This is a genomic window from Enterococcus sp. AZ156 (assembly GCF_051714165.1).
In the GTDB taxonomy this organism is placed as follows: domain Bacteria; phylum Bacillota; class Bacilli; order Lactobacillales; family Enterococcaceae; genus Enterococcus_B; species Enterococcus_B pernyi.
In genome coordinates, this window is sequence record NZ_JBIORI010000001.1 from 1,283,338 (window position 1) to 1,307,985 (window position 24,648).

31 protein-coding genes are annotated in these 24,648 nt (G+C 37.7%); 18 read left to right on the top strand and 13 right to left on the bottom strand.

The annotated features are described in order from the left end of the window. Positions 1 to 122: 122 nt before the first annotated feature. From IGJ95_RS06125 to holA, 4 genes are read left to right on the top strand one after another with little or no spacing between them, the layout of a single operon-like run. Positions 123 to 776 carry a helix-hairpin-helix domain-containing protein gene (locus IGJ95_RS06125; protein WP_010735651.1) on the top strand — a complete coding sequence of 218 codons (654 nt, stop codon included), beginning with the start codon at positions 123 to 125 and terminating at the stop codon, positions 774 to 776. Positions 777 to 795: 19 nt separating this feature from the next. Further along, complete coding sequence (locus tag IGJ95_RS06130; protein ID WP_010735650.1) at positions 796 to 1,278, top strand: ComE operon protein 2; 483 nt, start codon at positions 796 to 798, stop codon at positions 1,276 to 1,278. Next, positions 1,271 to 3,547: a DNA internalization-related competence protein ComEC/Rec2 gene (locus IGJ95_RS06135; RefSeq protein ID WP_153830399.1), complete on the top strand. Its 2,277-nt coding sequence runs from the start codon at positions 1,271 to 1,273 to the stop codon at positions 3,545 to 3,547. Before IGJ95_RS06130 ends, IGJ95_RS06135 begins: the two co-directional genes overlap by 8 nt. A gap of 36 nt (positions 3,548 to 3,583) precedes the next feature. After that, positions 3,584 to 4,630, top strand: coding sequence for a DNA polymerase III subunit delta (gene holA / locus IGJ95_RS06140; protein ID WP_194179716.1), 1,047 nt, complete (start codon positions 3,584 to 3,586; stop codon positions 4,628 to 4,630). Between the two features lie 114 nt (positions 4,631 to 4,744). Here holA and rpsT read toward each other — a convergent pair whose 3' ends face one another. The 4 genes from rpsT to IGJ95_RS06160 form a co-directional block, all read right to left on the bottom strand. Continuing rightward, positions 4,745 to 4,999 carry a 30S ribosomal protein S20 gene (gene rpsT / locus IGJ95_RS06145; protein WP_010735647.1) on the bottom strand — a complete coding sequence of 85 codons (255 nt, stop codon included), beginning with the start codon at positions 4,997 to 4,999 and terminating at the stop codon, positions 4,745 to 4,747. A gap of 401 nt (positions 5,000 to 5,400) precedes the next feature. Beyond that, positions 5,401 to 5,670: a hypothetical protein gene (locus IGJ95_RS06150; RefSeq protein WP_010735646.1), complete on the bottom strand. Its 270-nt coding sequence runs from the start codon at positions 5,668 to 5,670 to the stop codon at positions 5,401 to 5,403. 195 nt (positions 5,671 to 5,865) lie between these two features. Next, entirely contained in the window at positions 5,866 to 5,991 is a 126-nt protein-coding gene (locus tag IGJ95_RS06155) for a hypothetical protein (RefSeq protein ID WP_010735645.1), read from the bottom strand. Between the two features lie 70 nt (positions 5,992 to 6,061). Next, positions 6,062 to 6,517, bottom strand: coding sequence for a DUF441 domain-containing protein (locus IGJ95_RS06160; RefSeq protein ID WP_010735644.1), 456 nt, complete (start codon positions 6,515 to 6,517; stop codon positions 6,062 to 6,064). Between the two features lie 434 nt (positions 6,518 to 6,951). On the opposite strand from IGJ95_RS06160, the gene IGJ95_RS06165 reads away from it, so the two are divergent. From IGJ95_RS06165 to IGJ95_RS06180, 4 genes are read left to right on the top strand one after another with little or no spacing between them, the layout of a single operon-like run. Then, positions 6,952 to 7,380, top strand: coding sequence for a DUF1310 family protein (locus IGJ95_RS06165; RefSeq protein ID WP_062805341.1), 429 nt, complete (start codon positions 6,952 to 6,954; stop codon positions 7,378 to 7,380). After that, complete coding sequence (locus tag IGJ95_RS06170; protein WP_153830401.1) at positions 7,367 to 8,605, top strand: hypothetical protein; 1,239 nt, start codon at positions 7,367 to 7,369, stop codon at positions 8,603 to 8,605. Before IGJ95_RS06165 ends, IGJ95_RS06170 begins: the two co-directional genes overlap by 14 nt. A gap of 2 nt (positions 8,606 to 8,607) precedes the next feature. Further along, a complete protein-coding gene (locus IGJ95_RS06175; RefSeq protein ID WP_010735641.1) occupies positions 8,608 to 8,934 on the top strand; it encodes a hypothetical protein in 327 nt (108 codons plus the stop codon). Positions 8,935 to 8,956: 22 nt separating this feature from the next. Beyond that, positions 8,957 to 9,196 (top strand): hypothetical protein, encoded by a 240-nt coding sequence (locus IGJ95_RS06180; RefSeq protein WP_010735640.1) that lies wholly within the window; start codon positions 8,957 to 8,959, stop codon positions 9,194 to 9,196. A gap of 181 nt (positions 9,197 to 9,377) precedes the next feature. Here the strand turns inward: IGJ95_RS06180 and IGJ95_RS06185 are convergent, their stop codons facing one another. Next, positions 9,378 to 10,334, bottom strand: coding sequence for a permease prefix domain 1-containing protein (locus tag IGJ95_RS06185; protein ID WP_010735639.1), 957 nt, complete (start codon positions 10,332 to 10,334; stop codon positions 9,378 to 9,380). Then, positions 10,331 to 10,663 carry a PadR family transcriptional regulator gene (locus tag IGJ95_RS06190; RefSeq protein ID WP_019723123.1) on the bottom strand — a complete coding sequence of 111 codons (333 nt, stop codon included), beginning with the start codon at positions 10,661 to 10,663 and terminating at the stop codon, positions 10,331 to 10,333. The genes IGJ95_RS06185 and IGJ95_RS06190 overlap by 4 nt, the downstream gene beginning before the upstream one ends. 261 nt (positions 10,664 to 10,924) lie before the next feature. Here IGJ95_RS06190 and IGJ95_RS06195 point away from each other — a divergent pair, with 261 nt between their 5' ends. Beyond that, positions 10,925 to 11,059 carry a hypothetical protein gene (locus IGJ95_RS06195; RefSeq protein ID WP_023519545.1) on the top strand — a complete coding sequence of 45 codons (135 nt, stop codon included), beginning with the start codon at positions 10,925 to 10,927 and terminating at the stop codon, positions 11,057 to 11,059. Between the two features lie 111 nt (positions 11,060 to 11,170). Continuing rightward, positions 11,171 to 12,754, top strand: coding sequence for a ribosomal protection-like ABC-F family protein (gene abc-f / locus IGJ95_RS06200; RefSeq protein ID WP_153830403.1), 1,584 nt, complete (start codon positions 11,171 to 11,173; stop codon positions 12,752 to 12,754). Positions 12,755 to 12,869: 115 nt separating this feature from the next. Here the strand turns inward: abc-f and IGJ95_RS06205 are convergent, their stop codons facing one another. The 3 genes from IGJ95_RS06205 to IGJ95_RS06215 all read right to left on the bottom strand — a co-directional run bounded on the left by IGJ95_RS06205 (position 12,870) and on the right by IGJ95_RS06215 (position 15,211). After that, a complete protein-coding gene (locus tag IGJ95_RS06205) occupies positions 12,870 to 13,703 on the bottom strand; it encodes an undecaprenyl-diphosphate phosphatase (RefSeq protein WP_153830404.1) in 834 nt (277 codons plus the stop codon). Positions 13,704 to 13,856: 153 nt separating this feature from the next. Beyond that, a complete protein-coding gene (locus IGJ95_RS06210; RefSeq protein WP_010735634.1) occupies positions 13,857 to 14,561 on the bottom strand; it encodes a histidine phosphatase family protein in 705 nt (234 codons plus the stop codon). A 23-nt stretch (positions 14,562 to 14,584) separates the two neighbouring features. After that, positions 14,585 to 15,211, bottom strand: coding sequence for an MBL fold metallo-hydrolase (locus IGJ95_RS06215; protein WP_010735633.1), 627 nt, complete (start codon positions 15,209 to 15,211; stop codon positions 14,585 to 14,587). Between the two features lie 315 nt (positions 15,212 to 15,526). Here IGJ95_RS06215 and IGJ95_RS06220 point away from each other — a divergent pair, with 315 nt between their 5' ends. Then, entirely contained in the window at positions 15,527 to 17,875 is a 2,349-nt protein-coding gene (locus IGJ95_RS06220; RefSeq protein ID WP_438761570.1) for an ATP-dependent DNA helicase, read from the top strand. Positions 17,876 to 17,933: 58 nt separating this feature from the next. On the opposite strand, the gene IGJ95_RS06225 is transcribed toward IGJ95_RS06220, so the two are convergent. Then, positions 17,934 to 18,428: a YajQ family cyclic di-GMP-binding protein gene (locus IGJ95_RS06225; RefSeq protein WP_019723741.1), complete on the bottom strand. Its 495-nt coding sequence runs from the start codon at positions 18,426 to 18,428 to the stop codon at positions 17,934 to 17,936. A gap of 174 nt (positions 18,429 to 18,602) precedes the next feature. Between IGJ95_RS06225 and IGJ95_RS06230 the strand changes: the two genes are divergently transcribed. Together IGJ95_RS06230 and IGJ95_RS06235 are read left to right on the top strand one after the other, a co-directional pair. After that, the gene (locus IGJ95_RS06230) at positions 18,603 to 19,532 is read left to right on the top strand and encodes a YitT family protein (RefSeq protein ID WP_034691361.1); all 930 of its coding nucleotides are present in this window, start codon (positions 18,603 to 18,605) and stop codon (positions 19,530 to 19,532) included. A 248-nt stretch (positions 19,533 to 19,780) separates the two neighbouring features. Next, on the top strand, positions 19,781 to 20,119 hold the full coding sequence (locus IGJ95_RS06235) for a metal-sulfur cluster assembly factor (protein WP_019723739.1): 339 nt from the start codon (positions 19,781 to 19,783) through the stop codon (positions 20,117 to 20,119). 287 nt (positions 20,120 to 20,406) lie between these two features. On the opposite strand, the gene IGJ95_RS06240 is transcribed toward IGJ95_RS06235, so the two are convergent. Next, positions 20,407 to 20,913 (bottom strand): phosphoribosylanthranilate isomerase, encoded by a 507-nt coding sequence (locus tag IGJ95_RS06240; RefSeq protein WP_153830405.1) that lies wholly within the window; start codon positions 20,911 to 20,913, stop codon positions 20,407 to 20,409. Positions 20,914 to 21,163: 250 nt separating this feature from the next. Here IGJ95_RS06240 and IGJ95_RS06245 point away from each other — a divergent pair, with 250 nt between their 5' ends. The 4 genes from IGJ95_RS06245 to IGJ95_RS06260 all read left to right on the top strand — a co-directional run bounded on the left by IGJ95_RS06245 (position 21,164) and on the right by IGJ95_RS06260 (position 22,938). After that, positions 21,164 to 21,652 (top strand): ASCH domain-containing protein, encoded by a 489-nt coding sequence (locus tag IGJ95_RS06245; protein WP_062805336.1) that lies wholly within the window; start codon positions 21,164 to 21,166, stop codon positions 21,650 to 21,652. Beyond that, positions 21,642 to 22,100 carry a GNAT family N-acetyltransferase gene (locus IGJ95_RS06250; protein ID WP_153830406.1) on the top strand — a complete coding sequence of 153 codons (459 nt, stop codon included), beginning with the start codon at positions 21,642 to 21,644 and terminating at the stop codon, positions 22,098 to 22,100. The genes IGJ95_RS06245 and IGJ95_RS06250 overlap by 11 nt, the downstream gene beginning before the upstream one ends. A 175-nt stretch (positions 22,101 to 22,275) precedes the next feature. Next, the gene (locus tag IGJ95_RS06255) at positions 22,276 to 22,467 is read left to right on the top strand and encodes a hypothetical protein (protein WP_023519549.1); all 192 of its coding nucleotides are present in this window, start codon (positions 22,276 to 22,278) and stop codon (positions 22,465 to 22,467) included. Between the two features lie 24 nt (positions 22,468 to 22,491). Beyond that, a complete protein-coding gene (locus tag IGJ95_RS06260; protein WP_010735620.1) occupies positions 22,492 to 22,938 on the top strand; it encodes a GNAT family N-acetyltransferase in 447 nt (148 codons plus the stop codon). Between the two features lie 212 nt (positions 22,939 to 23,150). Here the strand turns inward: IGJ95_RS06260 and IGJ95_RS06265 are convergent, their stop codons facing one another. Together IGJ95_RS06265 and IGJ95_RS06270 are read right to left on the bottom strand one after the other, a co-directional pair. Then, entirely contained in the window at positions 23,151 to 23,405 is a 255-nt protein-coding gene (locus tag IGJ95_RS06265; protein ID WP_010735619.1) for a hypothetical protein, read from the bottom strand. 21 nt (positions 23,406 to 23,426) lie between these two features. Continuing rightward, complete coding sequence (locus IGJ95_RS06270) at positions 23,427 to 23,609, bottom strand: helix-turn-helix transcriptional regulator (RefSeq protein WP_010735618.1); 183 nt, start codon at positions 23,607 to 23,609, stop codon at positions 23,427 to 23,429. A gap of 261 nt (positions 23,610 to 23,870) precedes the next feature. Between IGJ95_RS06270 and arsC the strand changes: the two genes are divergently transcribed. Then, on the top strand, positions 23,871 to 24,305 hold the full coding sequence (arsC, locus tag IGJ95_RS06275; protein WP_062805334.1) for an arsenate reductase (thioredoxin): 435 nt from the start codon (positions 23,871 to 23,873) through the stop codon (positions 24,303 to 24,305). Positions 24,306 to 24,648: the final 343 nt, after the last annotated feature.

A 24,648-nucleotide genomic window follows, 5' to 3' on the forward strand; every position in this document is an offset into this window, starting at 1 on the left:
ACCGTGGATATAAAAATAAAAGAAATCATCATTTGAGGCGTATCTAATAGTGAAGGAACATCGAAGTATAGATGTTTTTTCACTATTTTTTAGAAAGGAAAATGAAATAGCAAAGAATACCAATGAAGAAAATAGTTCAAGAAATCTTTGATTCGCCAAAACGTTTCATTCTATTTTTTATATGCAGTGTATCAGTTAGTATGATAGTAGGAGTGGTCTTATACCGTCAGATCGGTCCAACTAAGATCAATGAAGCTAGTAACGTACCGTTGCTAACTGCTACAAGCTCGGATAGTTACCAAAAGACTGCGACAACCGGAACAACGACAAACGACCCAATTATGTATGTAGACGTGAAAGGCAATGTCCATCGGCCAGGAATATACGCATTTACCGACGAGGAACGTGTATTTGATATCATTGAAAAAGCAGGAGGATTGACTGCACACGCTGATGAAAAACAAATCAATTTTGCTGCAAAAGTTTCGGACCAACAAGTGCTATATATTCCCCAAGTTGGCGAAGAGATGCCTCAGTTCGTTGAGGAAGTAAAGGAAAAAGAACAGCCAGAGGAAAAGAAAGTCAATCTTAATACTGCCAGCCTTGCTGAATTACAGGAGCTTCCAGGAATCGGGGCAATGAAAGCACAAGAGATCATCAATTATCGCGAAACCAACGGTTCCTTCCAAACAATTGAAAGTTTGAAAGAAATATCGGGATTTGGCGAAAAGACAGTTGAAAAACTGAAAAACTTCGTTACAATTACAATAGAATAAACCAATGAGGAGACAAATTATGAGAAATGAACGAATTCCTTGGGATCAGTATTTTATGGCACAAGCCGTGTTATTATCATTAAGAAGTACATGTACACGATTAGAAGTAGGTGCCACATTAGTTAGAGAGAAACGAATCATTGCGGGTGGTTATAACGGCGCAGTGAGTGGGGATGTTCATTGTATCGACGAAGGTTGCTATGTCGTGAATGGTCACTGTTTACGAACGATCCATGCAGAAATGAATGCGTTACTCCAATGTGCAAAACTTGGAGTTCCTACAGAAGGGTCAGAGATCTATGTCACCCATTTTCCATGTTTGGCATGTACAAAAGCATTGCTTCAAGCAGGAATCAGGAAAATCCACTACTTGCATGATTATCGCAATGACCCTTATGCACAGTCATTGATTACCCAATTAGGTGCATCCGTCCATCAAGTCAATTTAGATATGAAATATTTTGCTAAACTTCAACAAGAGTCAACAGGAGAACTTGATTAAACAATTTGGCGAACAAGTTCGTAATTACTTGATTTTACCAGCAATGTCTTCGGTCATTTTATGTTTCGTTTACTATAAGGAGCATGATCTTTCTCGCTTGATCATTGCTGGTCTTTTTCTTCTGGTCCTATTTAAACACAAGCAAGCGGTGATCTATCTTTGTTGTTTTTGCAGTCTGACAGTCTGGTTGGCTTGTCTTCGTTCAGAGGTTCCCTCGATTGATCACACAAAAACAACTGAAGAGTTTCTATTGATGACCGATACAATTCAACGGAATGGCGACTGGTTGATTGTAGAGGCGCGAAGAATCCCAACGAAACAAAAAGTACAGCTAAGTTATCAAGCCAAAACAAAAGCAGAAGCACAACAATGGGAAGACTTTCGCGGGTATCCGATCGAACTTCGAGTAACTGGCAGTTATCAGAAACCTGAATCCCTGCGTAATCGTTATGCATTTGATGCGGTCAAATATCTGAAGGGATCACGAACCAGTGGTCAGTTTCATGGAACTGATTTTCAAGTCCTGCCTTCAACAATGGGAGGGGTGACTCTATTTCGTGACCTCCGTGGCAAAGCAATCAATTATGTAAAAAAACGCTATCCTGAAAAAATAGGGATGTATATCAACGCGTTACTTTACGGTTATCGTGATGCTTCTTTTCGCGAATCCGAATCAATTTTTAAAGCCACTGGGTTACTGCATCTATTCGCAGTTTCTGGGATGCATGTCCACTATTATTTAGGATTTTTGTATTATCTTTTTCGACGAAGTGGCTGTCTTTTGTCTATTACGATTCTTCCACTGACATTACTTACAGTGGGGTATATCCTATTAGCTGGAGGCTCATTTTCTGTGGTTAGAGCAGGGAGCTTATTTATGTTGAAGCTTATACTTAATTTGGCAGCAATCAAACTATCTACGCTTGATTGCTTTTCTTTGAATCTATGGTTGCTTTTATTGTTCGATCCATTGATTCTGCTTCAAATGGGCGCGCAATTAAGTATATGGATGAGTTTATTGTTTTTGACATTTTCTCACTCATCAAAAGGTTGGAACAATCGTTTATTCTATTTATTCCAAACAAGTGCAATCCAATTACCTTTAAGTGCTTGGTATTTCTATGAGTGGTCGTTTTTAGGTGGCCTATTCACGACACTTGGTATTCCATTATTCCAATACGTCCTTCTTCCAGGGGTGATCATTCTCTTTTTAGCAGGCAACATCCTTCCGCAGTCCTTATTAGAAATCCTCGAATCGTGTTTGATTCTCTTTGAAGACTTCCTCTCTTGTTTTGATTTCTCCACACTGACGATCGGGCAACCCGCTTTTTATTTCGTTTTATTGAGTATTGTCGTCCTCTTACTTTTGTTTGAGAGCGTAACGATTCCGCCATGGAAAAAAATCATTTATTCATTATCACTCCTCCTCAGTTATTTCTTGATACCATTACTTGATGCCTCGACTACGATCACCTTTATCGATGTCGGACAAGGCGACAGTATCCTACTAAAAAGTCCGATGAAACAAGAAGTTATTTTAATCGATACTGGGGGCAGATTAAATGTTGAAACAGAAGCGTGGCAGCAACGTATTACTCGTCCTTATGCAGAAAATAATATCGTTCCGTATTTAAAAGGACAAGGGATCACCACGATCACAAAACTATTTCTCACACATAATGACACTGATCATATCGGAGAATTAGAGACACTCTCGTCACATTTCACCATTGAAAAGATATATATTGGTTGGGGCGCTGCCAAAGAGCCAAAGTTTCGCGAACGATTGATAAAAATTAGTCAGTTAGGAACCAAGATCATAGAAGTCAGGCAAGGAGATCGAATATCTGCTTGCTTTGACTTGTACGTTTTGATGCCAAGTAAAGAAGGGCAAGGAAAAAATGAAGATTCAGTGGTTCTCTGGTTCGCATATAAGAAGCAGCGCTTTTTATTACTGGGGGATTTGGATCAAGAAGGGGAACTCGACCTGTTGAATGCTTACCCAACATTAAGGGCGGAGGTCGTGAAACTAGGACATCATGGGAGTCGTAGTTCGAGTCATCCTATGTTTTTGACTGCATTGCAACCGAAGATGGGGATTTTATCTAACGGGCTTGACAATCGCTATGGCCATCCACATCCTGAGGTTCTTGAAACGTTGGAAAGCTTAGAAATTGCTGTTTATCGAACAGATAAAAATGGAGCGATCACTTTTTATTGGCATCCTATCTGGGCAAAAAATGGCCGACTTCAGAAAATGATAGACTAGTAATTTTTGTTTTCTCGTGATAGGATAAATTGGAAAGTGGTGAGAGATGTGAGTATCCAAGTTGAACTACAAAAAATACGTAAAGATAAGCTCGCACCTTGTTATCTCGTTTTAGGGACAGAGAAGTTTTTACAAGACCAAGTGCGTACAGAAATCCTCAAGAAAATACAAATATCAGGAGAAGATGATCTCAATTTTCTGAAATTTGATATGACCCAAGCAACGATCGATGACGTAATCGCTGAAGCAGAAACCTTACCGTTTTTCGGTGATCAACGGGTAGTTTTTGTCGAAAACCCTTATTTTTTGACGGGTGAAAAAAACAGCAACAGTATCGAACAAAATACGGATCTTTTAGTAGACTATTTAAAAAAACCGCTTGAATCGACTGTACTCGTTTTTTTTGCGTCTTACGAAAAACTAGATGAACGCAAAAAAGTCACGAAACAATTGAAGAAAACAGCGGTATCGATCAATGTTCAGCAATTGAATGAAAAAGAAGTGCGACAGTATTTATTGAATACATTAGAAAATACACCGCTTACTCTAGATCGTAAAGCAATCGACCTTTTTTTACGATTGACTGATTTAGACTTATCAAAAATGATGGCAGAATTAGATAAATTGATGTTATATGGACAGAATCAATCAGCAATCTCTGCGAAAGAAATCGAACAATTAGTGCCTAAGACATTGGAACATAATATCTTTGACATGACACAATATATGCTTTCTGGAGATACGGAACATACCCTGCGATTATTTGAAGATTTAGTCACACAAGGGGAAGAGATCATCAAGATCAATGCGATCCTACTCTCCCAACTACGATTGTATCTCCAAACGAAATTTTTAGTCAAAATCGGGTACCAACAAGCAAACATTGCGGAAACTTTGAAAATCCATCCCTATCGGGTAAAATTGGCAATGCAAGAAGTTAGGAAGTTCGATGAACGAACATTAGTCCAATTGTTCGACCAATTAGTCGAGATGGACTATCAAGTAAAAAGTGGACAGATCGAAAAGAAATTGAGTTTTCAATTATTTGTGTTTCAGGCAGCTGAAAGATTAAATAATAAATAAAAACAATAGCAACACAAATACACACAGTTCGGTTGATCATCAAAGGGATCAGCCAAACTGTGTGTATGTGTGTATAGAAAAAGGAAATAAAAAAACCGGCCGTGGCCGATTTCCTTATTTAGCGATTTTTTTGCTTAAACGAGATTTGTCGCGGTTTGCTTTGTTTTTGTGGATAAGACCTTTAGTTTCAGCCATATCGATCGCTTTAACAGCGTCTTTATATAACGCATCTACGTTGTCAGCACCTGAAGCTACAGCATCCTCAAATTTTTTGATTGCAGTACGCATAGCACTAGTTTGAGATGAATTTTTTACATTCGCGTTTTCGCTTGTGCGAACACGTTTGATTGCAGATTCAATGTTTGGCATTTGTTTCACCTCCGATAAGTAAAGTTCTTACGCGTGTTACCGCATAATTCAACATTCATTATTATACCTAATGCGAGCGCGCATTGCAATATCAACATGACAAGTTTTTTTCCTTAACACGTAAGAAATATCAGAGAGCGTGGATTTATGAGTGGCAGAAAAACAAAAAAACAAAAGAAAAAGCGCTGTTGTGGGAGACAACGAGCGCTTAACCAAACGTGGTTTAATTTATCTTGGTAAATAAATAATTGAATGGGATGTTTGGTACTGAAATAGTATATAACAAAGTCAACCGTTTGCAAAGTTTTTTTTGAAAAGGGATACGATTGCTTCAAATCAATGAATCATAACGTTAACATAGATTAGTTATTTTATAACTAATTAGAATGCATGAAAAGGAGCTATTCGGGTGTTCCAATGATTTTGATGTATTCATCGATGTTTTTGATCATCATTCGTTTGATGACTAATTGATTTCGACGATTCCATTTTCCGCTAACTTCCAATACATATTTGTTTAAAGGTAAACGTAAAACATATTTTGCCAAGTAGCGATCTTTAATTAGACAATTGATTACCCGATCTTCAAGTTGGAGATTCAAACCAGTCAACATCATTGGTTGTTCTTGTAAAACATACGTATCAATCAAAAGACCTTCAAAAGTTTCCACGAGCGTCTTCCTTTCTTCTAAATCAAACATTTCGCACTTTTTTTAAAATTTCCTGCATAAAAGAGGTGCACTTACACTTAGTATAACAAAAAAGAAGCACCAAGCCAAAAAAAAGCCGAAAGAACTTGAATAATCCCAAGATCTTTCAAGTTTTCCGCCTTTTTTTATAGATATTTGAAAAAATAGTTACGTATATTAAAAATTGGCATCAAAGACGTTTTGGATTAAATCAGGAAATAGTAAGTAGGTCAATCCAATAATCAATAGAACAGCCAATAAAAACCATCCAACAGTCCCAAAGAAATATTTTAGTTTTTGCATATGCGATCACCTCAAAACTAGTATACCACGAACAAAAAAATTATCCTTTTCTCAACCACTAGATGCATCATTATTTATTAAAAGAAAACAATTGGAGAATGCAATAGGCGATTCCAGAAGCAATCACAGGGCCCGCTGCGATTCCTTTTAAGAACACAACGCCTAAGATCGTTCCAAAAACTAAAGCCACAGTGATTTGTGGATCTGTCGCAATCAAGCCAACGCCTTTAGACGACAATACAGCAACTAAGCCACCACAGAAGATCGCTACCCAACCCATAGGTGATTTGAACGCATCAAGCAAATCTTTTAAACCAATATCACCTGTAGCAATAGGCACTAAAATCGCCGCAGTAATGATCGTCACGCCAATATTGATTCCTTTCCCTTGGAGCCATGTCAAAAAATCTTTTGATGCAGGAATAAACTTAACAAGTAAAATAAAACCAGTCGCTAACATCAGACTTTGATTTTTAGCAAGGACGGCTACCAGCATGATCAACCCAAGAAATAACCAACTTTCCATCAAAAAACCTCACTTTCTAATTATTCATCATACCATTTTTTTAATACGATGCAAAAGAGTCATTAGCAAAATATTTGATCGACCATAGAAGGAACAAAAAGGTACGAAGAATTAGACGAAAAGGCAAAATGAGAAAAATACCTACGTTGATGATGTCAAAACATGTTTTTATGAGGTGAAGAATAGAGTGTCTGATTTATCATGTATACTTGATGTGAAAAAGTAACAGATCAAAAATATATAAAAAAGAAAGGGTGAATGTTTGTGAGAGTCAGTTGAAATGGCGTAATTAAATAAGAGGAGATGGGAAAAAGAGAAGAAGATTATGTGGCATGTCATTCCATACACTGATTGATCAATTAAACATACATAAAAGCTGTGACGTACTGCTTACAACAAAATTATGATAGACATAATAAAAAAGGAGGTCATTTATGAAGCGAAAACCGATCAAGAAGCGCCAAATCGTACTGATCATCACTGGCATATGCCTATTATGGATTGGAGGAACAATGTATATGGACCATTTGAAGTTAGAAGAAGAAATGATTCGAGTTGTGAATAGTGAAGAAGCAAAAATCGTTTTGGAGAAAACATTGAAAAATCTTGACTCTAAGGCGTTGACATCTGAAGGAGTGATAAAAAACTATAAAATTGATTATAAAAATATCAAGAGAAATCCAATGGGTGGGATTAGTGTACCTCTAATTATAAATGATAATAATAAGTTACTTGTTTTTAATCTACTAGATCGAAATCAGATAAACGGGGAGCTAAGTAAGCTAAAAAATGATATTGTGCGTACTACTTCTGACCTATATGAATTACTAAAAGAAGGAGGGGAAGATAGTGAAGAATACTGAAAAAGAAAAGGTTGGAATAGCCAAGCAACAATATGAAACTTTGCGCTTAAAAGAGCCTTTCTTTAAAAATGAGGATAAAGAGTTCATCGGTTACGTCTCCCACATCAACAGCAAAATCACCGGCGAACAATCCTTTATCATTACCGACAAATATGTTCCCTTATCAGCATCTCTTAGCGAAAGGGAAAGCGTAAAAGAAGTCATGGTTTTATATCGTGGTTCGTCGTTTGATTCTTCATTAGATACCAAATTAGATTGGCAGTACAATAATATTTTTACAGCTTTTCCGGTGATCAATGGTGGTGGGGCAGCAGCGATGCCTCAGCTTCAATCTTCTGCGACAACACTACAACAAACATTGGAAGCTTATCCAAATGCTGAATTTTATGTATATGGTCATTCTTTAGGATCAATGAATGCGCAATATGCGTTAGCGAGTATTTCTTCAAGTGATGCGGATCGTGTTTATGGCTATGTGTATCAGGGACCGAATATCTATGAGGTATTAACGCCTGAGCAAAAACGGCAAGCGGATTATTTGACCGCAGAGTATCGTCTTTTGAATTACATTGACTCAAAAGACTTAGTTGCGATTGGATATGGGGGAGGCAAAAAGGCAGTTGGGCAGATCGTTTATCCACTATCTGAACGGCTGGGCTTGAGGCGCACGATCGATCAACATATGTGGGGAGGTTACCAATTTGAGGAAGATGGTTCTTTATTAACAACGAATAGCAGTGGCACTGTATTAGCTGAGTATCAAAGACGATTGAAAAAAAGATCAATTGCTAGTATTAAAAGTGAATGGAGCGGACAAACATGGGGAATTTCGGCAGCTAAAGAAGTTTACCTGGATGCAGTTCAAGCGAAAAGCATTGTTTCAGGAATGAAGACAGCGATTGATGAAAAAATCACTGAACTGATGACGGTCTATCAAACAGGCATCGATCAGGCGAATCAACTGTGGCAAGATACAATCGCTAATGCGCGTTCATATGGAAGCAATCTTACAGAAATGGAACAAATAGAAGCGTTAGAGCGAGGAGGGGTGACTCGACAACACGTACTAATCGAACCAGTCACTGACTATGAAGCGGCGTTGAATCAACTTCGCTCGATCAAATCAAGTTACGAAGATCTGATCTACCAAATCAATCAGACGATTGATCAGCAAATACAATTGGATAGTGAATTAGCGAGCCAATTCAAGAAAGGAACATTTTAGTGATGGCTAATAATGAGTCGAAAGAAATGAAAAAAATCGAAGAAGATTATTGGCGCAAGAAAGATGAATTAGAGAATAAAATAGCGGATCTTGAAGCAGAAAAACGTTCATTTACACGCTACTTAGATCAATTAGGAGAAAAAATCCCGCTGACTCAACGAATATTTTCAGACGGAGGAACTATCGATCCTCGTATCGCGTATCGCTTGATCAATGATGCAAGCGAAGAAGGGCAATATCTTGTACGTAAAGCATTACATAGGATTGAAGACGAATTAGCAGAAAATCAGCAAAACTATCAGTCAGCTAAATTAAATCATAAAAATTAATCAATGGAAGGGAAAGAGAGCAATGTTTGATGAGCAAATAAGGGGACTAGAAAAAGCATTGATTTCTTGGTTTATTGCTAGTCATAGCCGTGCCAGTTCAGATACAAAGAAGAAGACGATCCAAGTCACGCGAGAACTCACAAACCAAGAATTAAAAGATAGGATAAAACAGTATACCGATCGCTTAACTGATGCGGCAAAAGGAGAATGGGTCGATAAGGCAACGAACGTGGTCAAAGACATAACAAAAGCTTTTAGTTAGAAAACAGAAAAATCTCTGGAACATCCATCCTCTCGCACTACCTAAACTGAGTAAACGCTGGGAACAAAAGTAACCTCTTCGAAAAATAAGGCGCAATCCATAAAAATCTGAAAAACAATTTTCGTGGATTGCGCCTTATTTCTTGAGGCTAAACAATTCTGCCCCGACCGCGATTGAGAAGTTATTTACGTTTCAATCTTTCAAGAAAATAGTCTTCTAATACACCGCCTAGTACAAAGATGAGCCAAGAGTAAGCCCAGCTTCGGGTCATAAAGGACCAAACCATGTAAACGATGAAGATGCCCGGCCAGTATAAACGTTCAAATAAACGAATCGCTTTTGCTGAGTCTCCGTACATGTGTTGAGATGCTCGTGGTCCTGGCTCATCTTCATCTGAGATAAAGAACGTGCCTTCAGCGACTTTTGAAAACCAAGTGTAGATGATACTGACGTAGACGATAAAGAAGACGCCGAGTGCCACGGAAGCAAAGAAAAGTAATAAAGCGAATCCAATCGGTAAGCCAAAGGCTCTATTCGTCAAGATAGGTGTGACCGAAAGGATACATAAAATGATACCGAAAACTAGTCCTACTCGAAAACTTTTCGCATAGGCTTCTGTTTGTTGTCTTGCTTCGATTTTTACTTGTTGTGAATAGGGTCGATCATTTAGTTTCTTCTTACTAGCTGAATAGCTCAAACTTGTAGTAATAATCAAACCAACGCCTAAAGCGACCAGAAGAAACATTGCCAGAAAACCGATGATCTCGCTAATACCATTAGCAAAAAATAAGAGCATTCCTACAGCTAAGATACAACTAGCAATTCCTGTTGAAAGAAAAAGGGAGAAACGACGGACTTGGTTCCAAAATGAAATCACTTCATCGAGTTCAATCTCGTTTTCCCAGACTTCTTCGTCAAAAGAGGACCGAGAAAGTTCCAATTCTTGGAGGATCTCATCAATAGAACCAAATTCACTGATGACTGCACCAATGGCTTCATGCTCTGATTTTCCTTCTTCTAATAATCCGTGATACTGATCTTCCATGATTGCCAATAGGTCTTCTTTGGCTTTTTTTGTTTCAGGTGTATTCGGTACATTTAAAAATAAACTATCTAGATAATCCTTAATGGTTTTCATGTTTCTCCTCCTTGTAGAAAACGGTCAACAACGATTTTTGTTTGCTGCCACTCGTCTTTTTTTTCTTCTAATAATTTCTTCCCAGCACTACTGATTCGGTAATACGTTCGTTTCTTGCCATGGGTGACTTCGCCAGGATAAGAAAGGATCAGCCCTTGCTTTTCTAGGCGTGTAAACGCGGAGTATAAGGTTGTTTCCTTGATGATATACATTGAATCAGTTCCCTCGCGAATCTGTTTAGAGATTTCGTACCCGTAGGAATCTTCTTTGGAAAGAATCGATAAGATGATGGCATCATTATACCCACGAATTGCATCACTTGATATCACTCGATCGCCTCCTTTATAATTACTACATCTGTCGTAATAATTATAAAACAATTACTACGACAGGTAAAGTAAATAAAATGAATTACTTAGAATTCAGTCTTAGGTCTGAGTCTTTTTGGTAGAAATCGATCAGTAGAGACAATACATGTAGAAATGTAGCAATGTTCAGTCTAGATGTTTATTTCTTTTAGTCTCATTTGAGCTTTTATGAGTGATTTGGTACAATTGATATAAATATAATGAAAAGGAGGGACATATTTAATGGGCAGCTTGACTAAAATAACAGAAACAGATAATTATTCTAGATATCATATTAGCTTTAGTCATGCAATTATTTTTGTATTTTCTATCCAAGGCATCAGTGCGCTTAAAAATAGAAAAACCAATCAAAAATAAATGACCATTCAATATGTTTATTCCATTTTTAGCTAAGTACCAGATAAATGAAATAACAACAGGTCATGAATTTCTTCATGGCTTTTTTGATTGGTCTTAAGTAGCGAGAAAATGTATATTCAAGCGAATAAGATCAGTAAAAATTATAGTGACGTACCTCTTTTTGAAAATTTGAGTTGCACACTCAATATGCAAGACAAAATCGGATTGATCGGACAAAATGGAACTGGGAAAACAACTCTTCTTCAAATGTTGATCGGATCTCAAGGTGTTGATGAAGGGACAGTTAGTAGGAAAAAAGGGCTGTCGATTGGTTATATTCCACAGAAAATGGAAAATGGCTCAATCGCTACTTTTGACTATGTGTATCAAAGCTTCAAAGACATCCAAGAATTGCAAACACAACTCAATTACTATGAAGAAAAAATGTGTATCGCAACGGAAGATCTGGACCATATCATGAAAGTATATGGCGACTTGCAGCAACGATTTGAGACGATGGGCGGATATGGATTAGAAGATCGGATCACGAGTGTTTTGAAAGGATTAGACCTTGCAGAACAAATTGAAACACCGCTCGGTCAATTAAGCGGAGGCGAACGTATTCGAGTAGAATTAGCCAAAGTATTATTACAAGAAAATGATGTCCTTCTATTAGATGAGCCAACCAATCATCTTGATCTCGACTCCGTACAATGGTTAGAAGAATATCTGAGATTGACAAATTGTGCGTTCCTCGTGATTTCCCATGATCGTGCGTTCCTTGACAATGTAGTCAAAAAAATCATGGAGATCGAGGACGGTCCGATAATCGAATATTCGGGAAATTATAGTCGTTACATGACGTTGAAAAAACAACGGATACAGGAACTTCAAAAAAATCATGAACTTCAGCAAAAAGAAATCAAACGATTGAAAGGAATGATACGACGCTATCGCCAATGGGGGAATGAAGGAGACAACGAAGTATTCTTTAAAAAAGCAAAAGAAATCGAGCGTAGATTAGAAAAAATGATACTGATAAATGCGCCTAAGGTCCCCCGCAAAAAACTAACTACAATCAGTCAAGATGATCTGTCGGGGAAAGAAGTGTGGGTTGCCAAAAATATAAAGAAAACAGTAGGTAAAAAATATTTGTTTTCAGATAGTTCGTTTAAGGTCTATCGTGGTGAGCGGATCGCCATATTAGGTAAGAATGGTTCTGGGAAATCAACGCTATTAAAAGTAGTGATGGGGGAAATAGGAGTAGATGAAGGGGCCATTAAAACTGGCGCAAGTTTGTCAATTGGCTATTTACCTCAACGCTTAACGTTTGATCAACCAGAACAACGGATATTGAATTATGTTAAATACCTGATACTTGATGAACAGAAAGCACGACAAGTATTAGCGAATTTTGGATTCTTCAGTGGGGATGTTGCTAAAAGGATCAAAGATCTTTCTGGTGGAGAACAAGTAAGGCTGTACCTCTTGAAACTGTTCCAAAAGAAAATCAATGTATTGATCCTAGATGAACCAACCAATCACTTGGATATCTATGTAAGAGAAGAAGTCGAAGAATTATTGTCTACATTTACCGGTACCATTTTAGCAGTTACTCATGATCGCTATTTCTTGCGAAAGAATTTCGATCAGATCTTATTAGTGAAAGATAAAAAAATCGAAAAGTTGTTGTATGAGGATCATTCATTTTAGCTCAAAAAAGTATATAAAAAATAGTAGTAAGCTCAGCGATGCGTGAGCTTACTACTATTTTGTTTTGTTGTTGCGCTTACCAATCATTAAGCTGGTTTGCGATGAGCATATCAAATTACATTGCGATGAACCAGTAACCGATCAAGATGATCCCTAGAATGATACGATACCAGCCAAAAACAGTAAAGTCATTACGTTTCAAGTAGTTGATCAAGAACTTGATCGCAAAAATCGAAACGATGAATGAAACCACAGTACCTACTAAAAGAATAACTGTTTCTTCCATTTGGAAGCTGTTGCCATCAGCAAGGTATTTCACGATCTTTAATCCACTGGCACCAAACATCACTGGAATGCCAAGGAAAAATGAGAACTCAGTGGCAACGAAGCGGGAAGCACCAATCAGGATTGCTCCAAGGATCGTAGCGCCGGAGCGTGAAGTCCCTGGTATCAAAGCCAAGACTTGGAAAGCCCCAATCAGAATCGCTGCTTGGAAAGTCAAATCATTCAGGTTTGACCAACGAGGTGTTTTATTTTTGTTTCGCTTTTCAACAATGATGAAACCGATACCGTAAACGATCAAGGCGATCGCTACTGGTAAAAATTTATAAAAATGGGCATCTAACCAATCGTCCAATAATAAACCAATAATAGCTGCTGGCACACAAGCAACAAGTACTTTTGACCATAAAACCCACGTATCTTTTTTCTCGTTCGAGGATTTGCTAGGAGCAAAAGGGTTCAACTTGTGGAAATACAAAACAACGACGGCTAAGATCGCTCCTAATTGGATCACGACATTGAACATCGACATGAATTGTGAACCCGCATCAAGCTTGATGAATTCATCTGCTAAGATCAAATGTCCTGTACTACTGATTGGCAGCCACTCTGTGATTCCTTCAATGATTCCTAGAATCGCTGCTTTTATGATATTTGCAAAAAACATAAATTCCTTCCTTCCCAATTAAAATACAACATTTAGTATACCGTTCTTTGTTTCCAAAGCCAAATTGTTTCTTTGAGATTCATACAAAAATAAAGGACTTCAAAAAAAGTACACTGAAATCAAAAGACTTCAATGTACTTATTCAATGACTCATCACATAAATGATTCTCTTGTCTGTTGTTTTCCTTGTTCGATATAACTGGTATCGTTGACACTTTCAATTGAAAAACGACCATTTTTATAGGTTACTTTTGTGACACTACCATTTAACAATCCAGCACGAACTGGTTGAGAAGGATCGATCAAGCTAAGAAGAAAAGCAATCGTTAGGCCGTGGGAGACGACTAAAACATTGCCACCATTGTTCTTCTCACACTGATGGGCGATATCTTCAAAACCTGACCAGACACGTTCTTTTAATTCGGCATAAGGTTGCGCCCAGCCAGCAGTATCCGTCTCATAGATGGCATTAGCGATTTGTTCAAAGGTCACATCTGTGGTGAACATCTCATCGTATGTTTGAAAATTTAGTACACGAGGAATGACACCCCACATCTCCATATCGTAGCCACCTTCTAGCGAACCAAAACACCATTCACGAATCCGTTTATCAATAAAGTAAGGAATTTCTTTCCCTTTTGTATGTTCGCTTAAAACGATCCGTGCCGTTTCGATTGCTCGGCCACTGTCGCTTGAATAGGCGTAAGAAAAATCGATATCTTTTAGACCTTTACCTAAAAAATGGATACCTTCTTGTCCTTGTTTCGTCAATGGTGTGTCACACCAGCCTTGCACACGTTCAATCGTATTGAACATTGTTTTACCATGACGGACGATATACAGGGTTGTTTCACTCATGTTGAACGACCTCCTAAGTTTGATTAAGCGTTAAAAAATGGGTTTGTTTTTTTCTCGTGTTCAATCGTTGTTGGTTCTCCATGGCCAGGATAGACCACAAATTCATTTGGTAGAACAAAAAGCTGTGTCGTGATGCTATAGAGTAACTGCTCTAAATTACCGGTGTAGAGATCGGTGCGACCGATACTCCCTTTAAAGAGTGCGTCTCCAGATATCACGAAGTCATCGAAAATAAAGCTAACACTACCGGCTGAATGACCAGGTGTTGGAACGACTTCAAATGACATATTCCCAAGACGGTATTGTTTCATTTCAAATTCATATTCCGCAGGAGAAACAATGATATTATCCATATCATCATGGCGACCAAGTCCTGAGAGATTCAAGATGGGATCTCCAAGCCATTCTTGTTCTAATGGACTGACATAGACAGGGATGTCATAGGTATTTCTCAATGCTTCGACAGCGCCAATGTGGTCGTAATGCGTATGAGTCAATAAGATAGCGACAGGTTGTTGCTGGGTCTTCTTGATTTGTTCTTGGATCATTTCAGCGTCAGCTCCTGGATCAATGATCAGAAGCGCTTCGTCGTTGTAGACAAGGTAACAGTTTTCCTCGATTGTTCCAGTTTTTAATTGTAAAACATGCATAAAAGGAAACCTCCAACTTTTAAAAATTCTTTCTTCTATCGTTCGATATAAGTATAACGCAAATATGGATCAGAAACAAAAGTGTCTACTTTTATAACATCAGTTATCTGAATTGTCAGATTATATGAAAAGTGTTTAAAAATTTTAAACGGAAGAATAGAAAATTTTCATTGATTTTTCATTTACTCTTGTTACATTGAGTGTATCCAAAAATCCAAATTCTATATCCTATATCCCTGCTTATCCGAGCAGGGTGTTTTTGTTTTTTGCGAAACGGTCTATTTTGCGGTACTCTAATACAAGAAGGAGGCGACCATGGTGAAAAAATCTAAAATATCCGTCCGTCACTTAGTCGAGTTCATCTTGCGTCGCGGAAGTATCGATAATCGAAAGAAAAGTAATCATACCGCCTTGGAAGGTGCAAAAATCCACCGCAAGCTCCAAAAAGAAGCAGGCGAAGAGTATCAAAAAGAAGTGTTCTTACAAACCAGTGTACAGCTTGATCCTTATGAACTGATCGTTGAAGGACGAGCAGATGGTATCTTCAAAAAAGATGGTGTGTACCACATCGACGAAATTAAAACGTCGGAACCACGCTTTGAAGATTTAGAACCCGAACAAGTCGAATTGTTTTTTCATCAAGCAAGAGTGTACGCCTATATTTATAGTCAAGAAAACAACTTAGAGGAGATCAACCTCCAGCTAACCTATTATCAAACCACAGAAGAAGTCATCACACGGAAAGTGGAACATCAGACGAGAGAACAACTGGAAGTGTTTTTTAAAAAACTGACCGAGGATTACCAAGAGTGGCTGATTTTTCAGCAAAATTGGCGTACGGTACGTAATGCCTCATTGATGGCACTAAAGTTTCCATACGAAGAGTATCGTAAAGGACAAAGGGAACTGGCAGTTGCTGCCTATAAAACGATCCGGACAAAACAAAAACTGTTCGCGGAAGCTCCCACTGGTACTGGAAAAACGATCTCTACATTATTTCCATCCTTAAAGGCGATCGGAGAAGATGAAGGAGAACGTATTTTTTACTTAACCGCGAAAACCATTACGAGACATGTGGCTGAAGATGCGTTAGCAGCGTTAAAAGATGTTGGGGCTGAGACAAAAAGTGTGACCTTGACAGCTAAAGATAAGATTTGCTTCTTAGATGAGACCACGTGTAATCCAGACCAATGCCCTTATGCCAATGGCTATTATAATCGAATCAACGAGGGGTTATGGGATTTATTAAACCACGAAAACCAGATTACTCGTGAGGTAATTGAGAAATATGCGAAGAAACATACCTTATGCCCATTTGAACTCTCTTTAGATGTCAGTTTATGGTGTGACGTGATCATCGGGGATTACAACTATCTGTTCGACCCAACGGTTTACTTGAGACGATTTTTTGATGAAGAGAAAAATGAAGATCATCTTTTCTTGATCGATGAAGCACACAATTTAGTCAATCGTTCAAGAGAAATGTATTCTGCTGAATTATCTTATGGAAAAGCACGTAAAATCTATGGAGAGATCCCGAAGGAATTTAAAAAACTACGTCGTCGATGGAATCGTCTTTTAAAAGCTTTTGATCAGATCCAAGAAATTGCTCTTGAAGAAGGATGGAACTATCATCATCAAAAAGCCCCAGCAGATTCATTGATCAACGCAGGGTTTCAACTCGGTGAATTTATTCAAGAATGGTTGGCTGAATATCCTGAACACCCGATGCAAGAGCAAATTTTAGGATTTTATTTTGACTTGAATCATTTTTTAAAAATCAGTGAATTCTATGACGATCACTATGAAACAACTGTAGAGAAAAGTTACCATGATTTGATCGTGAAGCAATTTTGCATCGATCCTAGTTTATTTTTAGAACAATCGTTGAATAAAGGACGGAGTAGTCTTTTGTTTTCTGCGAGTTTTTCACCACTTTCTTATTATCAAGAAACATTAGGGGGCAAAGAGAGTTTAGCGTATCGCTTACCTAGTCCATTCCCAATTGAGAATCAACAAGTACTTATAGCAAGTTATCTTGAAACGACGTATCGCAAAAGAGAGCAGAGTATGCCACGTTTAGTCGAAACGATTCAACGTTTCATTCAAGGGAAGAAGGGCAATTATATGATTTTCTTTCCTTCCTATCAATATTTGGACCAAGTCGCCGAAGTGTTCAAAGAAACTTACCCTTCGACTCGCACACTTATCCAAGGAACCCAGTTGAATGAACAAGAACGAGAAGATTTCTTAGCAGAATTTATAGTCGAACCGCAAGAAACATTAGTAGGCTTTTGTGTACTTGGCGGCATTTTTTCAGAAGGAATCGATCTACGCGGATCACGCTTGATTGGTAGTATGATCGTTGGTGTGGGCTTACCACAAATGAATCATGAGCAAGAGTTGATCAAATCTTACTATGATGAAAAAGAACAACTAGGTTTTGCTTATGCTTACCAGTTACCAGGAATGAATAAAGTATTGCAAGCAGCTGGGCGAGTAATCAGAGATATGGAAGATCAAGGCATTGTGCTTTTAGCCGATCAACGCTTTGTCTCATCAAATTATCGTAAACTTTTCCCGCCACATTGGCACCAAGCAAAAGAAGTTCGAACAGTTGAGGCACTATCACAAACTATCCATCAGTTTTGGCAAGACCATTAAAAAAGGACAAAGCAAAATGCTTGTCCTTTTTTAGTGATATCTCAATAGTACCCATGAACTAACGGTAGTTTGTAAATTGCAATTCGATCGGCAAGTCTAGTTTTCTTAAAAGTGCGATCACAGCTTGTAGATCATCGCGATTTTTACCAGTTACTCGGATCTGGTCTTCTTGGATCTGTGTTTTCACTTTTAGTTTTTCATTTTTGATCGCGGTCGTGATCTTCTTGCCATTATCGCGGTCGATCCCATTGACTAGATCAGCAGATTGGCGTGCTTTACCACCTAAAGCGTGTTCCGTTTCAGAAAAGTGGATATTTTTGATTGGCACATTGCGTTTATTCAATTTTCCAAACAAAACATCTTTGATTTGTTCGATTTTAAATTCATCGTCACTTAGCACAACTAATTTATTTGTATTCTCTAACTTGATCTCAACCGTTGAATCCTTGAAATCGAAACGGTTAGTTAATTCTTTCGTGGTTTGTTGGATTGCATTTTTTACTTCTTCAACAGATACTTCTGAAATGATATCAAAACTTGCATCTTTTGCCATAATGTCCTCCTCGTTCATTCGGTTTTCTTTTATTGTAGCATAGGCTTATTTTTTTTGTGACATCTTTACTAAAATTCTTCTCATTTAAGTAGTCGCTATTTTATTTTCTGGAAGAAACTGTTATTCTTACATTTGGAATAAACTTGAAAAGGAGAGGTGCTTGTGAGCAGATTCATGACTGTCTATCAAAGAAACGAAAATCTTAAGAAAATAGTGGTTATCTTGATGACCGGTTTGTCTGCAGCGGTGGCATTGAATTATTTTTTGATTCCAGCCAACGTCTTTTCTGCAGGAATGAACGGGATTGCCCAAATCATTGCTTCACTATTATCTGAATGGGTCCATATAGATGTCGATACTGGAACGTTTATTTTTCTATTGAATATTCCTGTATTTATACTAGGCTTTTTAAAAGTCGGAAAACGCGCAACTGTACTTAGTTTCATCAACGTTGTTTGTGTGTCAGTCATGACGACAGTTTTACCGACAGGACAGGTAACAGATAATATACTGATGAATGCATTAGTCGGTGGTGTTTTACTTGGCGTCGGTGTCGGTATTTCTCTAAAAATGGGTTTTACGACTGGTGGAATGGACATCATTTCATTGGTTCTTTCTCAAACGACAGGGAAAACCGTAGGAAACTATATGCTGATTTTAAATGGCATTATCGTCGTAGCAGCTGGCTTCCTCTTTAATTGGGAAAGTGCTTTGTATACAATCATCTCGATCTATGCAATGACTCAAGTCATCGATGCGATCCATACGAGTCACCAAAAAGTGACCGCCATGATTGTCACTGTGAAACCAGAAGAAGTGACTGCTGAAATTGCGCAACGCATGGTTCGGGGGATGACTCTCTTACCTTCAGTTGGTGGATATTCAAAACGTGAAGGAAAAATGATCATGATGGTCATCACACGTTACGAAATGTATGATCTTGATCAAATCGTCCATGAGATCGACGAAGATGCGTTCATCAATATTTTACCAACGCATTCCGTTTTTGGTCGCTTTGCCAATGAGAACGAACAAAAAATGTATCGTTCAACAGGGGTTCTTCCTGAAATCAAACATGCATCTAAAAAGGCAAAAAGCAAATAAAAAAGTGATAGGCAAACAAATCTACCCCTTTGTTTGTCACCTTTGAACCGAATAGCTGGTGGAAAAAGAAGTAAGTTCTTAGGAACTAAGAGGATCTATAAAAAAATTTGAAAAACAATTTGCGTAGCTGTCACCTTAGTTCTTGAGGTGAAAGACTTCTGTCCAGACCTTGCTAGCCAAATGAATATTTACAAACCTCTTAAAAAAAGGTATGATAAACAAAAATTGTGAGAAGGAGAATCCGAAGAATGAGTGAACAAAAATGGTCTGCTGAAGAAGTAGATGAAATCAAAGAGCGAATTCTCACCGCGTTAGAAATGGTGATTGACCCAGAACTAGGAATCGATATCGTGAACCTAGGTTTGATCTATGAAATCGAATTTGACCCTGAAAATGGAGATACCGTTGTTAAAATGACTTTGACAACGATGGGCTGTCCGTTAGCTGATATCTTGACTGAATCGATCCATGATGCACTAAAAGAAGTGCCAGAAGTGTCGAAAGCAGAAGTCAAATTAGTCTGGTATCCCGCATGGACAACCGATAAAATGAGTCGTTATGCACGAATTGCGCTTGGTATTCGTTAGAAATAACTAATGATTAAATGAACGCTGAACTCTTTTATTAACTTTTAGGAAAAGTTGATAGGAGAGTTTTTTATTATGCAAAATTTTATGTCGATGATTGGCTAGAAGATAGGTTATTTTGTGAAAAAGAGAGTAGCTTTCACTTATTTCAACTTAAGATATCCCACTGCTATTTAGCACGTCTGGTAGGGGATTTACTATGGAAGGGTCTCAGTGAATAAAGAGACTTAAACATGAAATAACCAATTATCTTTGAAAAGATAATTGGTTGAAGGCTTCAGAATTTCTCATTGCTTATTCTTATTCAAGTACTTTTCCAAATACTCGATCTTTGCTAGATCCTTATGATTATTTTTCTCTGCACGGTAACTATCTTTAGCAGAACGTTGATATACTTTCAAATATTGTTCCGCTGTAGGTAAGTAAAAGGAACAGTCATCGATTCTGATTAGAGAGAGTTCATTAAGTGGAATACCTGCAAAGCCGAGAAGACTGTCCACGCTGCCAAACTGGATGTTATAAGAATCTTTTGCAAATTCATGTTCGTGTAAATCAACTAGTTGGTAATTCAACGTTTCCATAATTTTCATGATGCTTTGCCAATTGTGCAAGCGATCTTTGTCGGGTGCCTCCCAACCCCGTGGATCGCCAGGAACATGGATGTCAATGTCTCTTGGTTGCCAGTCGATATCTGTTAAGTAAGACAAGCCTAATGAACCTAGTAGTAGCGGAGTGATCTGTTGCCTGTTTAATTTTTGCGTGATCAATAAAAACTCTTTGAAATAAAGTTCCATGGATTTTGTCCTTTTCTTTGGTTGCATTTATTGTAACAAAGTAGATGTCTAATTTTCCATTTCATCCTGAAAACAAAACTAGATTCTCTCAAAAAGTGAATCTAGTTTTTTATTTCTTGTATTTAAGAAGTGAAGTTGGTGAGTAACTATAAATGTGACTATCGGAGTTGTAAAAAATTGAGTGTGAATGGCTTAGTTTTCCAATTTTTGGTACACTTGATTTACTATCAATCAGAAAGTTGGTGACAGATTGAACCTAGAAGCACAAAAATATTGGGAAAGCTTTTGCTTAAAAAATGGTGTGTCACAAGCGTCATTATATGAAATTTTTGCTTTTGGAAATACGAAAGAACACGCAGATGAATTAGCAGATCTAGTATTGGAAGGGAAGAAAACAGGGACAAGCTCAGGGTATGAGCTTTACCAAATGGATAACGAACCATTACCTAAAGTTGGTGACTACTCCGTCGTTGTGAATAGCTCTAAAGTACCGATAGGCATTATCCAGACTGTCGAAGTGTTGATCCTACCTTGGAAAGAAATCACCGAAGAACTGGCAGCTACAGAAGGTGAAGGCGACTTATCTCTTATGTATTGGCAAAAGGGGCATTACAATTATTTCAAACCTTACTATAAAGAACATGGACTATTGCTCAATGAAGAAACAAAAATCGTCTTTGAACGATTCCAACTTGTTGATCGATATTTGCCGAAAAAAGAGGAAACCAATGCGTATTGATTTAGTAGAAGAAGCAATAGAAAAGAAAAAAATCGTCCAAGAAGTCTTGAATGATTTGCCAGAATGGTTTGGCTTGCCAGATTCGACACAAGAATACATCGAGAACTGCCAAAAATATCCGTTGTGGGTCTTGCAAGAAACAAATGAATCAATAGGGTTTATCAGTTTAAAAGAAACAAGTAAAGCCACCGGTGAGATCTATTGTATGGGGATAAAAAAAGCCTATCATCATCGAGGATTAGGTAAGCGATTACTAGATGAACTAGAATCCTATGCAAGAGAACATTACCTATTTTTACAAGTGAAAACGGTCGCCGAAGGGCATTACGCTATCTATGATCAGACGATTGGATTCTATCGAAGGATGGGTTTTGTTGAGCTAGAAGTGTTCCCAACCTTATGGGATGAATGGAATCCATGTTTGGTAATGCTAAAAATTCTTAACTAAAAAAGAAAGCGAAGTTGGAACTCTCGCACATGACAGTTGTCGTTCGTGGTCGTAAATGTTCGACAGAAGTCTTTACGGAGATCTTTGATGCAAAAGAAGTGTATTCGAGTAAGGAAAACAATACTCATTAATTCCAGAAACATTCTTATTGATCGGTGATCTGTGGGTGGCATTGATGGAAGATAAGCAGACAAAGCTTCTCAAAACCTACAATCATATTGATTTTCAAATCACTCCGGAACAACTTCTTTGTTATACAGAACAACTTCGTCTTCTAGACCTCAAAATTGAAGAAGGACGTTCGCGGGTATCAGTAAACATCCATGCGGGCAATCTAAATGATCGTTTGAAGAGGTATGAAGAATAACTATAAGCTTTCAGGAGTAATGGGATGATTAAAAAAGTGAAGAAACTAGACCAAGAGATAATGGACCGACTACTAGCTATTTGGTTAACGACCAATATCAGGACACATGATTTTATTGATGAGAAATATTGGTATGAGAAAAAAGCGTTGTTGAAAAAAGAATTGCCAAAAGCAGAAATTTATTGTTGTGAAATGAATAGTCAGATTGTTGGCTTTATGGGCATCGTAGATGAATCTTATTTAGCTGGAATTATTGTAGAGTCAACATATCAAAATAGAAAAATTGGACAAAAATTGATTGAAGCTGCTAAAAAAGAAAAAGAACGAATAAGCTTGCATGTTTATCATAAGAATAAACGAGCGATCCGTTTCTACTATAAAAATGACTTTAGAAAAGTGGATGAACAAATGGATGAATCGACGGGTGAGAAAGAATACCTCATGGTGTGGGAAAGAAATAGACAGATTTAATGACTACAAACCATGGGCAGTCTACTAACGCCTAGGTGAAAAAAAACAAGATCAATCTTTGAAGGTGGATCTTGTTTTTTTCTATGGGATTACTAGCGATCAAGAAGTATAAACGGCAGACTTGCGAGGAAAGCGATCACTCCACAAATGAGTCCAAACAAAATGACGATGCCTACTTTTTTTCGATCCGATTTCTGACCTTGTTTCTTTGTTTACGTAGAGGTGCTACTTCTTTGTTTTCCATGAATGCGACGATTTCTTTGTAGGTTTTGATATTCTCTTGTTTTGAGTCCCTCAACTTTTATTGAGCCGTACATGCTGGCGATCCAAAAGATCAAGGGAAGGGCTAATCGCCAATTACCGGGTAAAAATAAGGATGGGCCTACTGAAATCAAGGTGAGAAGCATGAAAACTAGCATGATCTTAGTATATTTGTTCAGTTCAGTAAGGGTAACATTTTCTTTCATCTTTTCTATATCTCCTTTGATTCATTCATCCAAAGAAACGTCAAATAGGACACTCAGCAATAATAAATTATGAATATCAGGATAGCTACGTTCATTCTCCCAGTTTGAAATCGTTTGTCTTGAAACATATAATTTTTCGGCTAATTCTTCTTGGGAGAAAGCTAGTTGTTTGCGATATTTTTTTATTTGATGACTTAAGTCCATAGTATCCGCTCCTTCTTATCTCAGTGTGATCGAAGAGGTCAAAATCGACGATCAAAGGTTTTTGTCATTGCCAGGTTTAGCATGTAAAAAGTCTTTGACATGCTTTAAAATGCTGTTTTGTCTGTATTCTTAGTTTTTTGTTATGTAACTGGCGGATCATTGCTTTATTAAAAACCATACGTTTTTTTTTGAATAAACTAACGATCCCTTGAATTTATGATATCATACACTTAATCCTCAAAGGATTAATGGATTGGAGGAATGGTTTTGGAGAAGTCAACAAGTGTAGAAAAAAAGAAAGTTTATTTTTTATGTACAGGAAATTCTTGCAGAAGTCAGATCGCTGAAGGGTATGGCCACGAATATCTGGAAGATCAATTTGAAGTTCGTAGCGCGGGAGTAGAGACACATGGATTAAATCCACGTGCAGTAAAAGTGATGGAAGAAGATGGCATCGACATTACGAGTCAAACTTCAGACTTGATTGATCCAGATTATTTTAGCCATGCGGACTTGATCATTACGCTTTGCGGAGATGCGTTAGATAAATGCCCAGTGATTCCTGCTCATATCCGTCATGAACATTGGGATCTAGAAGATCCGGCAAAAGCTACTGGTACAGAAGAAGAGATTTTTGCTGAATTTAGAAAGACCCGCGAAATCATCAAGAAAAAAATAAAGGATATGGCTAACTAAGGAAAAAACGCCTGTCGATAATTAAGAATATGCAGTATTTTTTTGGCAACGAGAATTCAATGGATGATTGAATGGAAGAAAAAGATGCCTTTGCAATTGTCAGCGTACCAAAGTGAGTACCGCTAAATGAATGACTTGCTCAAAAAAGTGTATAGTGATATGTGGTTTTCAGTCAAGACATGGAATGAAAATCGTTGAATCAAGTGGATAAAGACGAGTAATGATCTAGAATGTATATTCATTCTAGGATATTACTCGTCTTTTTTTTGAAAATCAGGCATACTAGAATTATAGTTGGATTGGAAACGTTTTAAAACGAATGTATTTTTAATAAGGAGAAGAA